The organism is Enterocloster sp. 210928-DFI.2.20 (genome assembly GCF_020554465.1).
GTDB lineage: Bacteria > Bacillota > Clostridia > Lachnospirales > Lachnospiraceae > Enterocloster > Enterocloster bolteae.
Window position 1 is genome coordinate 45,154 of the sequence record NZ_JAJCHK010000021.1, and the last position, 13,290, is coordinate 58,443.

The 13,290-nt window shown below is 51.9% G+C and carries 11 protein-coding genes; 8 read left to right on the forward strand and 3 right to left on the reverse strand.

Annotated elements, in window-relative coordinates; genetic code table 11:
* Positions 1-13: 13 nt before the first annotated feature.
* The 3 genes from LI015_RS17950 to LI015_RS17960 all read right to left on the reverse strand — a co-directional run bounded on the left by LI015_RS17950 (position 14) and on the right by LI015_RS17960 (position 3,804).
* Positions 14-949 (reverse strand): LysR family transcriptional regulator, encoded by a 936-nt coding sequence (locus tag LI015_RS17950; protein ID WP_002572856.1) that lies wholly within the window; start codon positions 947-949, stop codon positions 14-16.
* A gap of 17 nt (positions 950-966) precedes the next feature.
* On the reverse strand, positions 967-2,940 hold the full coding sequence (gyrB, locus tag LI015_RS17955) for a DNA topoisomerase (ATP-hydrolyzing) subunit B (RefSeq protein ID WP_227125917.1): 1,974 nt from the start codon (positions 2,938-2,940) through the stop codon (positions 967-969).
* A 120-nt stretch (positions 2,941-3,060) separates the two neighbouring features.
* Positions 3,061-3,804 (reverse strand): Crp/Fnr family transcriptional regulator, encoded by a 744-nt coding sequence (locus LI015_RS17960; RefSeq protein WP_227125919.1) that lies wholly within the window; start codon positions 3,802-3,804, stop codon positions 3,061-3,063.
* A 203-nt stretch (positions 3,805-4,007) separates the two neighbouring features.
* Here LI015_RS17960 and LI015_RS17965 point away from each other — a divergent pair, with 203 nt between their 5' ends.
* From LI015_RS17965 to LI015_RS18000, 8 genes are all read left to right on the forward strand, one after another.
* On the forward strand, positions 4,008-4,877 hold the full coding sequence (locus LI015_RS17965; protein WP_002566769.1) for a DUF3100 domain-containing protein: 870 nt from the start codon (positions 4,008-4,010) through the stop codon (positions 4,875-4,877).
* On the forward strand, positions 4,874-5,320 hold the full coding sequence (locus tag LI015_RS17970; protein WP_002566768.1) for a hypothetical protein: 447 nt from the start codon (positions 4,874-4,876) through the stop codon (positions 5,318-5,320). The genes LI015_RS17965 and LI015_RS17970 overlap by 4 nt, the downstream gene beginning before the upstream one ends.
* A gap of 70 nt (positions 5,321-5,390) precedes the next feature.
* Positions 5,391-6,707: an amidohydrolase family protein gene (locus LI015_RS17975; protein WP_002566767.1), complete on the forward strand. Its 1,317-nt coding sequence runs from the start codon at positions 5,391-5,393 to the stop codon at positions 6,705-6,707.
* A 39-nt stretch (positions 6,708-6,746) separates the two neighbouring features.
* Entirely contained in the window at positions 6,747-7,499 is a 753-nt protein-coding gene (locus LI015_RS17980; protein WP_002572853.1) for a sulfite exporter TauE/SafE family protein, read from the forward strand.
* 35 nt (positions 7,500-7,534) lie between these two features.
* On the forward strand, positions 7,535-9,865 hold the full coding sequence (gene xdhA / locus LI015_RS17985) for a xanthine dehydrogenase subunit XdhA (RefSeq protein ID WP_117626805.1): 2,331 nt from the start codon (positions 7,535-7,537) through the stop codon (positions 9,863-9,865).
* Positions 9,866-9,920: 55 nt separating this feature from the next.
* On the forward strand, positions 9,921-10,811 hold the full coding sequence (xdhB, locus tag LI015_RS17990) for a xanthine dehydrogenase subunit XdhB (RefSeq protein ID WP_002566764.1): 891 nt from the start codon (positions 9,921-9,923) through the stop codon (positions 10,809-10,811).
* A complete protein-coding gene (xdhC, locus tag LI015_RS17995; protein ID WP_002572851.1) occupies positions 10,804-11,286 on the forward strand; it encodes a xanthine dehydrogenase subunit XdhC in 483 nt (160 codons plus the stop codon). Before xdhB ends, xdhC begins: the two co-directional genes overlap by 8 nt.
* Before the next feature lie 897 nt (positions 11,287-12,183).
* The gene (locus tag LI015_RS18000) at positions 12,184-13,272 is read left to right on the forward strand and encodes a BMP family lipoprotein (RefSeq protein WP_002572850.1); all 1,089 of its coding nucleotides are present in this window, start codon (positions 12,184-12,186) and stop codon (positions 13,270-13,272) included.
* The last annotated feature ends 18 nt before the right edge of the window (positions 13,273-13,290 follow it).

A 13,290-nucleotide genomic window follows, 5' to 3' on the forward strand; every position in this document is an offset into this window, starting at 1 on the left:
TGTTTCGCAACAATTACAGTATTAACGAATTTTTCCTGTCCAGATACTCATTCAGATATCCCGTAAAGAGAGCCATGTTCTCCAGCGATATCCTGGAAGGGGTGTTATGTTTCAGCATATAGAGGGTACGCCGGGGAGGAGCCGGTGACAGGGGCAGTATCCGGACAGGGTACTGCTTTTTTAGTCCCATGGCCGTGGTGGAGGGCATGATGGTCCAGTAATCCCCGGCTTCCAGGAAATCATTCAAAATGGAAATACTGGTGGCTGTCACCAGGGGTCGGGAGCCGGATCTGATATACCGGTCGTGCCACAGCTTAAACTGGGGACCCCATCCGATATTGCTGTTGGCGGAGGAGCCGGTAAAAAGCTCCCTGTCAGGAGGGAGGACGGACGGATGAACCGGTTGAGCAGGGCAATCCTCTGCCGGTATCAGACCGGAGCCTTCCGGAACCACAAGCACCATGTCATCCTCTGAGAGAGGGGTCACATTTACATGGGGGGTGCTGATGTCATAGAGGGCAAATCCCACATCAGCCTGTTTGCTGCTTACAAGGGAGTAAATCATGTCCGCGGGATAGCATTTGATATCCAGGGAAAAACCGTGCAGGGATATGAGCTCCCTGTAAAACGGCGTCAGATTATAGTCCAGAAAGCTGTCCACCGTGGCGATGGTCAGGAAGGGGGAATCGCTCATTCCCCCTATCTGGTCCGCTTCATTCCAAAGGGCCAGCATCTGGGACGCGATATGGGAAAAGGCAAGTCCCCTGGATGTGGGCAGGGCGGACTTGACTCCTTTTCTGCGCTCAAAGAGCGGGTAGCCCAGCTCTTCCTCCATGGCTCTCAGCCGAGAACCGGCAGTGGATGGTGAGAGGTAGAGCTGTTCGGCTGCCTTTATTAGATTATTTTCTTCCAGTATGGTCATAAAAAGCTGTAAATCATCCCGGTTCAAGGCAAAATCCCCCTTTATCAGATATCCAGCATGGAAATATACTGCGCATGTTCCAGAATGAAATTTTTCCGGGGCTCCACTTCGTCTCCCATTAGGATGGAGAAGGTCTGGCAGGTCTCATGGTACATTTCCATGTCATTTATGGTTACGCGCAGGAGCGTGCGCCTGGAGGGGTCCATGGTGGTTTCCCAGAGCTGTCCGGCATCCATTTCTCCCAGCCCCTTGTAGCGCTGGATTTTGTAGGTGCCGTCCCGCCCGATGGCGTTTATGGTCTGCTCAAGCTCGCTGTCACTATAAGCATACCAGAGTTTCTTTCCTTTTTCTACCCGGTAAAGAGGGGGCTGGGCCAAAAATACGTGTCCCTCCTCGATCAGCTTCGGCATGAACCGAAAGAGGAAGGTCAGCAGAAGCGTGGTGATATGGGCGCCGTCCACATCCGCGTCAGTCATAAGGATGATTTTGTTGTACCGCAGGTTTTCAAGGGAAAATGTGTCCAGTATGCCTGTGCCGAAGGCGGAAATCATGGCCTTAATTTCCGCGTTGGCGCTGATTCTGTCCAGGGACGCCTTCTCCACATTGAGTATCTTGCCCCGGAGGGGGAGAACCGCCTGGTTTTCGCGGCTTCTGGCCAGCTTGGCTGATCCGCCTGCCGAGTCGCCTTCCACGATGAACAGCTCACATTCACCGGGATTTTTGCTGGAACAGTCCGCCAGCTTGCCGGGAAGGGAGAGTCCGGACAGCGCGGTTTTGCGGCGGGCCATTTCCCTGGCGGTTCTGGCAGCGGTTCTGGCCTTCCTGGCTAACATGGCCTTGTCGCATATGGCCTTTGCCGCCGCGGGATTCTGTTCCAGGAACAGCGTGAGACGTGTATACACCATCTGCTCCACCACCGGGCGCACATGGCTGCTTCCCAGTTTTTGCTTTGTCTGGCCTTCAAACTGGGCGTCCTGGAGACGTACACTTAAGACCGCGGTCAGACCCTCGGAGAGCTCGTCCCGGCTCAGGGAGGAATCCGTGTCCTTTAAAAGCTTTGCGTTTCGGGCATAGTCATTGACTGCCCTGGACAGCGCCTGGCGGAAACCCGTCACATGGGTGCCGCCCTCTGGTGTGGAAATGTTATTGGCAAAGCTTAAGAGCTGCTCGCTGTAGGAGGAGTTGTGCACAAGGGCAAATTCCGCCTGCACCTTATCTGTCTCATGGCGGCCGGAAATGATTCCTGTATAAAGGGGTTCACCGTCCTGCTCCAGCCAGGATACAAAGTCCTTAAGCCCGTTCTGGAAACAGAAGGTACGGGACCAGGCGGTCACCGGACAGGTTGCCTCGCCGGCCGGGTCCCTCCGCAAATCGTACAGGGATATCTCCAGACCCTGTGTCAGGAACGCTGTCTCCCGGAGCCGTTCCTCCAGAATATTCCTGTCCCAGGCAATGGAAGGGAAAATGTCCTGGTCCGGTATAAAGGTCACCGTGGTGCCGTGGGTCCCCTGACTGCACGGACCCAGTTGTTTTACAGGGGCTGCAGGTATGCCGCGTTCATAAGACTGGGCGTAGGAAAAGCCGTCCTGGTCCACCTGCACATGCAGATGGGAGGACAGCGCATTGACTACAGAAGCCCCCACACCGTGAAGGCCTCCTGAAACCTTATAGTTGCTGTCGTCGAACTTTCCGCCGGCATGGAGAACTGTAAATACCACCTGGATGGCGGACAGTCCTGTTTTTGTCTGGATTCCCGCCGGAATCCCCCTGCCGTTGTCGCGGACCGTTACAGAGCCGTCCTTGTTCAGGTATACCTGAATCAGGGTGCAGTGGCCTGCCAGAGCTTCATCCACGGCATTGTCCACGATTTCATATACCATGTGGTGAAGCCCCTGTGAGGACGTGCTGCCGATGTACATGCTGGGGCGCTTGCGCACTGCTTCCAACCCCTCCAGTATCTGTATCTGGGCAGCGCCGTAGTCTTCTGTTACCGGGGATAAGGCTGATGTCTGATTCATAAGGCAATTCTCCTGAAATTAGTTAGAATATTGCCATTATATCAGAAAGAGTAAGGGAAACATTGGTTGATTTCCTGGGATTATATGGCGGGAAAATCCTGTTTCTTATTGATTCTTTTTCTATTTATCCTTTTCCGCCTCCAGCCACTCTATGGCCTTCTCATACTGCTCCCTGGTAAAGGTTATCTTCCCCTTGCATATGGAAAAGAATCCCTCCTCCTTTAGCTGGCGTATGGTACGGTTGAGGGTTTTTACGTTGACGCCGATTTCTTCCTGCAGCATCTGCCGGGTGCGCAGCACAGTGACGGATGCCGGGGCGCGGGATGTCCCCATGCCACGGGACGACCCCATGCCGCGGGAGGATTCCATGCCGTTTTGGCGTCCGTACTTTACCATATAATCCAACAGAAGATAGGAGGGCGGGTAGAACAGCTTGGCCCCGTTATTGTAAGAGGAACGGTAAAGCTTGAAGGCGGTGTGGCGGGCAGCCAGGTTCAGTATGTTTATGTCGGATGCCAGCCAGCGCTCGGCATCCCTGCGGCTTATGTAGGCCACCACGTTGTCGGTCACGGCCTCGATGGTCACCGAGGTGTGGCTCATTCCGGCCAGAATGGTGACCTCCCCGATAAAGTCAATGGCTTTATTGCTCTCAATCATATAGACATTTCCATTTTCAAATTCATTGATGACCCGGTTTTCACCTTTTGCAACAATTCCGAAATACCCTAATTCCATATTTTTCTGGTGAATGATGGAGCCCGCCGCATGGGTCCTTACGGTGCAGCGGCTGCGGATGTCCTCGGGCATGTTCTTTGTATATTCTTTCAGGGCGGGCGCGGCCGCTTCCAATTCTGTCAGTGTCATTTGTATTCCCCGCTTTATTCAGTCATTTATTGTAAGTATATCATTTTATATTTCTTAAAATCAATGTATTTTCTTGTTAAAAGTGCTCATTTGTCCTTTTTTAATCTTGGGAATTTGTCTAAAATATTCAATACAAGGTGATTGTAACAGCCGGCCGGGGTGAAAATAAATAAAATATGGCCGGCTGGAAAGGAGGGGCTCTTATGAGCGGCAAAAAAGAAACATATGTGTATGGTTCCCTTAAGGAACGGTTTGCACTGGAATGGAAGATTTACGCCCTGGCATTTGGATTCATCCTCATAGCGGATAATATCGGCCAGATTAAGATTCCGGTGGGGAAAGGAATGTTTATCCTGTTCCCGATTTTCTATGCAATTATTCTGGGGGTATTAAGCGGGCCGCAGGTGCTTAAAATCGTGGATAACAGGCATGTGAAGGCGGCTTCCAAACTGGTGGTGGTGGGTATATGTCCCTTTATCGCCAAACTGGGGATTACGGCAGGGGCAAACATCGACACCATTCTTCAGTCCGGTCCGGTCCTTCTGCTTCATGGTTTTGGAAATCTTTTGGGGCCGCTCCTGGCACTGCCTGTTGCAATCCTGCTGGGCATGAAACGGGAGGCCATCGGTTCCTGTCATTCCATCAACAGGGAGTACCACATGGCGCTGATTAACAACATCTACGGACCTGACTCGGCAGAGGCCAGAGGAAGCCTTTCCATCTACATCGTAGGCGGTATGGTAGGTACCATCTACTTCGGTCTCATGGCATCTGTGGTGGGAATGACAGGATGGTTCCATCCACAGGCTCTGGGACTTGGCTCCGGTGTAGGAGCGGGAATTATGATGGCAAGCTCAAGCGCCAGCCTGTGCGCTATTTATCCGGAATGGACCGATACCATTTCAGCCATGGCCAGCGTGGGTGAAACCATTGCCGGAATCACGGGCATGTATATTACCATGTTTATCGCCATACCCATGACGGACAAATTATATACGATTCTGGAACCCAAGCTGGGACGGTTTGCTTTAAAGAACAAAGAGGGCAGGGATATTAAGGAGGAGACGGTATGAGATACATAGAATGGCTTGTGTTGTTTGTATTGGCGGCATGCGGAACCGGTCTTGCCAATCTGATTGGCTATGGGGTGGGAATCACGGATTCCATTCCCGGACTGGCAGTACTTATTGTGATATCCATGGCAGCGGTCGTACTCACTAAGGTGCTTCCGCTGAAGCTTCCCATCGTGGCTTACTGCTCCATCATAGGGCTGCTTTCCGCGTCCCCTATTTCACCGGTAAGGGATTTTGTGATACAGGCAGCCTCCAACATTAATTTTACGGCCCCCTTTACCATGGTTGGAGCGTTTGCGGGCCTGGCCATCAGCGACCAGTTAAAGACGTTCATCAGCCAGGGCTGGAAGATACTGATAGTGGGGATCTTCGTTATGACAGGAACCTTTCTTGGCTCCTGCCTCTGGGACCAGATGCTTCTCAGCCTGGCAGGCGTTATCTGATAGCGTGAAGAGATGACGGCGGGGTGCGAGATATCTGACAGGCCGTCCGATTGAAAAAGGAGAAGATAAGATGCAGACATGTGATTTGTTAATAAAAGATGGTTCCCTGTTGATAAAGTATGACCAATTGGAGGAACATGTGGATATGGCGGTTTCCGGGGGAAGGATTCTGGAGACCGGTAAGGAGCTGTGGAAAAAATATCAGGCCGTTGAGACAATAAACGGAAAAGGAAAGCTGTTTATGCCCGGTCTTATTGACAGCCATATGCACACGGGACAGCAGCTGCTAAAAGGGCTGGTGCTGGATGCAAAGCCCATAATCTGGACCAGAATCATGCTTCCCTTTGAGAGCACGCTGACTCCGGATAAAATGCGTCTCTGCGCCCAGGCAGCTGCTCTGGAGATGATAAAATGCGGTACGGCAGGATTCATCGACGCGGGCAGCTACCATATGGAGACAGCGGCTTCTGTCTACGAGGAAAGCGGCCTTCGCGGCGCACTGTCCTATTCCACCATGGATGAGGAGGGGCTGCCGGAGTCCATAGCCATGGACGCGGAGGAAGCGTTAAAGCGTACGGATTCCCTCTATGACAGGTTCCACGGAAAGGGAAACCTTAAGGTGTATTACTCTCTCCGGGCACTGAATTCCTGTTCCAGCCGTCTTGTGGAGCTGGAAGCTATGCGGGCCAGGGAACGGGGCACCATGCTTCAGGCCCATATGAACGAGTACATGGGGGAAATCAACGGTATCGTGGACCGGGAGGGAATGCGGCCCTATGAGTATCTGGAGAAAATGCATGTGCTGGGAAGCAATTTCCTGGGCGCCCACAGCCTGATACTTTCCGAGCAGGAGAAATCCCTGGTGATGGAGCGGGGCGTAAAGACCTGCCACTGTCCCTTCAGCAACTGCGGCAAAGCAGTGCCGGATACGCCGCAGCTTCTGGAAATGGGAATTCCGGTGGGCCTGGGTTCGGACGGAGCGGCCCACGGCGGCTTAAGCCTTTGGAATGAGATGAAGATATTCCGCTCTGTCATGAATATATACCACGGCGTTCCCAACGGAAATCCCAAGGTGATGCCGGCTGAGACTATTTTAAAGATTGTGCTGGAAGGCGGGGCCGCAGCCCTTAACGAGGAAGGAAGCCTGGGCCGTCTGGAAGCCGGATACAAGGCGGATATCATCAGCATTAACATGGACCAGCCCCATTTGTGCCCCACTGGAAACAAGATTCACACACTGTTTGAATGTGTAAATGCAGGCGATGTGGAGGATATGATAGTGGGAGGCCGGATTCTCATGAAGAACAGGGAGGTCCTGTCTCTGGACGAGGAGCGTATTATGTACGAATCCCGGAAGTATATGGAAGAAAATGCAGATACATTTTAAATGATTCTATAAAGATATAGCAAGGAGGAAAACTGGTTCATGGTGTTCTGGATGATTGTTATGGCAGCGAACCTGGTAGTTGGCGCGTTTGTAGGACTTACGGGGGTGGCAGGCTTTCTGCTTCCCATCGTGTATACAGGTCCTCTGGGAATGGGGGTGACGGAGGGGCTGGCGCTGAGCTTTGCGGCATTCATTGTGTCGGGGGCCCTGGGATCCGTCAATTATAACAAGGCGGGAAACCTGGATATCCCATTCGGCATCCGCCTCAGTCTGGGAAGCCTTGCAGGCGCTGTCCTGGGAGTGAAATTGAATCTCATCATTCCGGAATCCACGGTAAAGGTTATCCTGTACGTGGTGGTCCTTCTCTCGGGTATTTCCATCCTGCTCCGCAAGGATAAGAGCCAGGAGGAGGGCGGCAGGGCATATGTCATCTCAGATCACCTGGCAGCCACACTGATTCTGGGATTTGTCACAGGAGCCGTGTGCTCCCTGTCAGGCGCCGGGGGACCGGTGCTGGTCATGCCCCTTTTGGTGGTTCTGGGAATCGGCATCAGGACCGCGGTGGGAGTGGCCCTCTTTAACTCTGTGTTCATCGGCATACCTGCCTGCATCGGATACATGATGCAGTGCTCCGTCAAGGATCTTCTGCCTGTTATGGCGGCGGCCCTTGTGTTCCACGGCATAGGAGTTGTATACGGAAGCAGGAATGCGGTTAAAATCAATCAGATTCTTCTGAAAAAAGGCATTGCTGTATTTTCTATATTGATAGCTATATGGAAGCTGGCCCTCTAAAGAGGCAGGAAAATGGAAAAGAGGACGGATTTATCATGAATAATATAGTAGGTAAAGGCGTTACCCGTGTTGACGCTTACGCAAAAGTCACAGGAGAGGCAAAGTACACATCGGATCTGGAACCAAGGGACTGCCTGTGCGCCAGGGTGGTCCATTCCACCATTGCCAATGGGCTTGTTAAGAGGTTTGACCTTGAGGACGCCCTTAAGGTGCCGGGCGTTGTGAAAATCGTCACCTGTTTTGATGTGCCGGATTACCAGTTTCCCACAGCCGGTCATCCGTGGAGTGTGGAGGCCGCCCACCAGGATATCGGGGACAGAAAGCTTCTGAACCGGCGCGTCAGGCTCTATGGGGATGACATTGCTGCCGTTATTGCCTCGGATGATGTGGCCTGCCAGCAGGCGGCCCGACTCATAAAGGTGGAATATGAGGAATACAAACCAATGGTCACAGTGGAACAGGCCATGGCAGAGGATGCCACGCCTCTCCACCCTGATCTGAGAAAGGACAATGTAATTGTCCATTCCCATCTCACCATGGGGCCAGAGGATTTTACCTTTGAGGAAGGGCTCAGGGAGGCTGAGGAGAAGTACGGAAAGGAGAATCTGGTGGTCCTGGAACGGGAGTACCACACCCCGCGTATTTCCCACTGCCATATTGAACTGCCGGTATCCTGGGCTTATCAGGAGCCGGGGGGCAAGATAACAGTTACGTCCTCCACGCAGATTCCCCATATTGTGCGCCGCGTCATTTCCCAGGCATTGGGACTGCCGGTTGGAAAGATAAGGGTCATCAAGCCCTACATCGGCGGCGGCTTCGGCAACAAACAGGATGTGCTCTATGAGCCCTTAAATGCCTATCTGACCACAGTGGTGGGAGGGCGTCCGGTCCGCCTGGAAATCAGCAGGGAGGAAACCATTTACGGCACCAGGACCCGCCATGCCATTGACGGGAAATGCAGGGCCCTGGCCACAAAAGACGGAAAAATGCTTGCCAGGAAGCTGGAAGCCTATGCCAACAACGGCGGTTATGCGTCCCACGGCCACGCCATCTGCGCCAACTGCGGCAATGTATTCAAGGATATTTACCAGGACCGGCTGGGGGCTGAGATTGACTGCTACACGGTATGGACCTCCACTGCCACTGCGGGAGCCATGAGGGGATACGGTATTCCCCAGGCAGCCTTTTTATCGGAATGCCTTACGGACGATGTGTGCCGGGCAATCGGCGCAGACCCCCTGGCTTTCCGCATGGAAAACTGCATGGGAGAGGGATTCGTGGACCCTGCCAACGGCATTACCTTCCATTCCTACGGCCTTAAAAAGTGTATGGAGGAAGGGGCGAAGTACATTGGATGGGAGGAGAAGCGCAGGGCTTATGCCAACCAGACAGGCCCCGTGAGAAGGGGAGTGGGAATGGCTATCTTCTGTTATAAGACAGGGGTATATCCCATTTCACTGGAGACTGCCTCCGCCAGGATGATACTGAATCAGGACGGCTCCATGCAGCTTCAGCTGGGAGCCACGGAAATAGGACAGGGTGCTGACACTGCATTCAGCCAGATGGCAGCTGAGACAACCGGCATTTCCCTGGAAAAAGTGTATATTGTATCCACACAGGACACAGATACAGCCCCATTTGACACAGGGGCGTATGCATCCCGCCAGACCTATGTGACCGGTATGGCTGTCAAGAAATGCGCGCAGCAGCTGAAGGCCAGGATTCTGGATTATGCCGGGTTTATGCTGGGAGGCCGCCCGGCAGAAGAGATGGACGTGGCTCACGATCACATTGTGGAGAAGGCCACGGGAAAAGAGCTTCTTGACATGGAAACCCTGGCTCTTACCGCCTTTTACTCCCTGGAGCGCTCTGAGCACATCACTGCGGAGGTCACCAACCAATGCAGGGACAATTCATTTTCCTCCGGCTGCTGTTTTGTGGAGGTGGAAGTGGATATGCCCCTGGGACAGGTGACGGTAAAGGACATTGTAAATGTCCATGACTCCGGAATACTGATCAACCCTGAGCTGGCAGAGGCGCAGGTGCACGGCGGCATGTCCATGGGCCTGGGATACGGCCTGTCCGAGGAATTCTTATATAATGACGCCGGCAGGCCTCTCAATGATAATCTGCTGGATTATAAGATTCCCACAGCCATGGATACGCCGGACCTTCATGTGAAGTTTATCCAGCTTGAGGACCCCACCGGCCCTTACGGAAATAAGTCCCTGGGAGAACCGCCGGCCATCCCGGTGGCGCCGGCCCTGCGCAATGCAGTGCTCCATGCCACAGGCGTTGCCATGGATACCATACCCATGACGCCACAGAGGCTCATAGAGGCATTTCAGGCAAAGGGTTTGATATAGAGCTGTAATGGCTGATGTAAAACAGCAGGTCAGGTAAGTATAAAGGAGAGTCATCATGTTTGATATAAAGTCATTTTACGAAGCAGATTCGGTGGAGGACGCCATTGCCGCCCTCACCGCGGACCCTCAGTCCCAGGTCATCAGCGGGGGGACGGATGTGCTCATACGCGTCAGGGAGGGAAAGGATGCAGGCAGGGGCCTGGTATCCATCCACAATATCCCGGAGTTAAAAGGCGTCAGCCTGGAGGAGGACGGGACCATCATCATCCGGCCTGCAACTTCCTTTTCCCATATAACCAATGACCCCATTATAAAGAAACACCTCAGCATGCTGGGGGAGGCAGTGGACCAGGTGGGAGGACCTCAGGTGAGAAATACGGCCACCATCGGAGGGAATATCTGCAATGGGGCCACCTCTGCGGACTCTGCCTCCACCATGTGCGCCCTGAATGCTACAGTGGTGTTAAAAGGGCCGGAGGGAGTACGGGAAGTGCCGGTTACAGAATTCTATACAGGTCCCGGACGTACGGTCAGGAAGCAGAATGAGGTCTGTACGGCATTTAAGATTACCAGGGAAAACTATGAGGGATGGGAAGGCCATTATATTAAATACGGAAAACGCAGGGCCATGGAAATTGCAACACTGGGATGTGCGGTGAGGGTAAAGCTGTCGCCTGATAAAACAGTGCTGGAAGACGTACGTCTGGCTTACGGCGTGGCGGCCCCCACTCCGGTGCGCTGTTACGAGGCGGAAGAAGCCCTTCGCGGGAAACAGGTGTCAGATGCGACCATATATGACCTGTTTGCAGATAAAGCCCTGTCCCAGGTAAATCCCCGCACATCCTGGAGGGCCAGCCGGGAATTCCGCCTGCAGCTCATCGGGGAGCTGGCCAGGCGCGCTCTTAAAACATCCATCACACTGGCAGGAGGTAAGGCAGATGCTTAAAGTAATCAAGCTGAAAATTAACGGAAAGGAACAGGAGACTGCTGTGGATGACAGGGAATCTCTTCTGGATACCCTTCGCCGCCTGGGCTTCACATCCGTAAAAAAGGGTTGCGAGGTTGGGGAGTGCGGGGCCTGTACGGTCCTTGTAAATGGAGAGGCCATTGATTCCTGCATCTATCTGTCCATGTGGGCGGACGGCAAAAGTATCATGACCGTGGAGGGCTTAAAGGGTCCCAACGGCGAGCTGAGCCCCATCCAGAAAGCCTTCATAGAAGAGGCGGCCGTGCAGTGCGGATTCTGCACCCCCGGTCTTATTATGTCGGCCGTGGAGATTGTAGGCACAGGAAAGAAGTACAACCGGGAGGAGCTGAAAAAGCTGATATCCGGGCATCTCTGCCGTTGTACCGGCTATGAGAACATACTCAACGCCATGGAGCGCATTGTGGAGGAGACATACAGGGTAGTAGGAGAATAATGGTAGTGGGAGAATAGGAAGCTGCTGCTGCAAAAAGGTAGTGTGCAGATTTGTCTGATTGTCGTGAAAAAACTGAAAATTTATACAATATATACGAAAAAGACTATTAAAATTTAGATATTAATAAAAAAGTATTGACAAATGACCTCCTTTTGAGTATACTAAAACTATCAAAAAGAACGAAATCTAAAAAAGGAGGTACAGACCACCGGAAAGTGATTTTTCGTTTTCCATATAATCAAATGATTATTATAGAAAACAGAGAATAAGGAATCTGCCTGATGAAATGTTCAAAAGGAAACTGATACAATACGAGTCCCGTTATATTTTCAAATACTGAGTAGATGATCAAGGAACGGGAACATTTATAATGATATGACGAGAAAGTATCATTAAAATGTACTTGATAATGAAAGGTGAAAATAAACAGACCGTATAAGTAAAGGAAATCCAAAAGAACAGAGTAAAGAGAGCAGAAAAACAAAAAACAGGTATCGAGGAGGAGAAATCTGAATCGGTACTTGTTTTTTTAGTGGAATAAAAGCGGTGGCGCACAGAATATAGGGCCTGCTTCCCATATGGGAATCCTGAGTATCGTTACAGGCCGGAGCCGGATGGCTTTCAGATAATGAAAACCATCCGGCTTTTTTTGTCCTTTTGGCCAGGCTGTGATCCGGGTATCTCAATCATTCCAATATATTGTAAATTTAAGGGAATACAGATGTAAAATTGCACAGAAAAGTTTGCCTGTATTTAGCAAGATTTAACGATTCTATGGGTGAATGTAAAATTGGGATTTACAAATATAATAAATCATGCTACATTTTAGATAACTTGTTAAACAAGTTAAGCAACATATATATACTAAAACAAAACAGGTATAAAATGGAGGGGAACATGATGAAGAAAAGAATCAGACAGTGGGCAGCATTATGTGCGGCAGTTGGCATTGCAGGCAGTGCAGTGATGGGATGCGGTTCGTCTGCACCGAAGCCAGACGCAGGGAGCGGGCAGACTTCCCGGGAAGCAGCAGATGGGACCGGAACTGGTTCCGGGGGAGGAGCACACATAGGAATCATTTTCACAGAGGCGGGACTGGGAGGCAATTCCTTTAACGACCTGGCCCTGGAGGGTGTTAAAAAGGCTGCCGCTGATTACGGAATCACTTACGATGAGGTGGAGCCAAAGTCCGTGTCAGATGAGGAAATCATCCAGGATGAGATGGCTGCGTCCGGGGACTATGATTTAATTATCTGCGTGGGGGCAGAACAGGTGGATGCCCTGACCAATGTGGCTTCCACATATCCGGAACAGCGGTTTGCCCTCTTGGATGCCACCTCTGATCTTCCCAATGTAGCCTCCTATTCCTGTAAGGAGCAGGAGGGAGCGTTTCTGGCAGGCGCCCTGGCAGCCCTTGCAAAGCAGGAAAAGACAGATGACAAGCTGGGAGACGGAAAGACCATCGGATTCATCGGCGGTGTGGATAATCCCCTTATCAACCGCTTCGCAGCAGGTTACAAGGCAGGGGCTGAGTATATTGAACCGGAAATGAAGGTGCTTGTAGATTACGCGGGCGGCTTCAATGACCCCACCACTGCCAAGACCATTGCCAACACCTTTGTGGAAAAGGGAGCCGACGTAATCTTCCATGCAGCGGGTGCTTCGGGAATGGGCATGTTCCAGGCCGCCGAGGAAAAAGGCTTTGCTGCCATCGGCGTGAACTTAAACCAGAACAGCATCGCTCCGGACTATATTATGGCCAGTATGCTTAAAAAGCTGGATTCCTGCGCATACCACGCCATTGCCAGCATTGTGGAGGATACCTATACAGGGGAGAACCAGATGCTGGGCCTTAGCGACGGAGGCGTGGATGTGACGGTGGAGGGAAGCAATATCAAGGTTTCCGATGATATCCTGGCCAGACTGGACGAGCTGAAGCAGAAAATTATATCAGGAGAGATTCAGGTTCCCTCTGAGCTTAATTAAGATAGGCCGGATAAATAG

Coding starts and splice junctions, on each gene's coding strand:
- gyrB (WP_227125917.1), bottom strand. CDS start 2,940: ATGAATCAGACATCAGCCTTATCCCCGGTAACAGAAGACTACGGCGCT.
- LI015_RS17960 (WP_227125919.1), bottom strand. CDS start 3,804: ATGACACTGACAGAATTGGAAGCGGCCGCGCCCGCCCTGAAAGAATAT.
- LI015_RS17965 (WP_002566769.1), top strand. CDS start 4,008: ATGAGCGGCAAAAAAGAAACATATGTGTATGGTTCCCTTAAGGAACGG.
- LI015_RS17970 (WP_002566768.1), top strand. CDS start 4,874: ATGAGATACATAGAATGGCTTGTGTTGTTTGTATTGGCGGCATGCGGA.
- LI015_RS17975 (WP_002566767.1), top strand. CDS start 5,391: ATGCAGACATGTGATTTGTTAATAAAAGATGGTTCCCTGTTGATAAAG.
- LI015_RS17980 (WP_002572853.1), top strand. CDS start 6,747: ATGGTGTTCTGGATGATTGTTATGGCAGCGAACCTGGTAGTTGGCGCG.
- xdhA (WP_117626805.1), top strand. CDS start 7,535: ATGAATAATATAGTAGGTAAAGGCGTTACCCGTGTTGACGCTTACGCA.
- xdhB (WP_002566764.1), top strand. CDS start 9,921: ATGTTTGATATAAAGTCATTTTACGAAGCAGATTCGGTGGAGGACGCC.
- xdhC (WP_002572851.1), top strand. CDS start 10,804: ATGCTTAAAGTAATCAAGCTGAAAATTAACGGAAAGGAACAGGAGACT.
- LI015_RS18000 (WP_002572850.1), top strand. CDS start 12,184: ATGATGAAGAAAAGAATCAGACAGTGGGCAGCATTATGTGCGGCAGTT.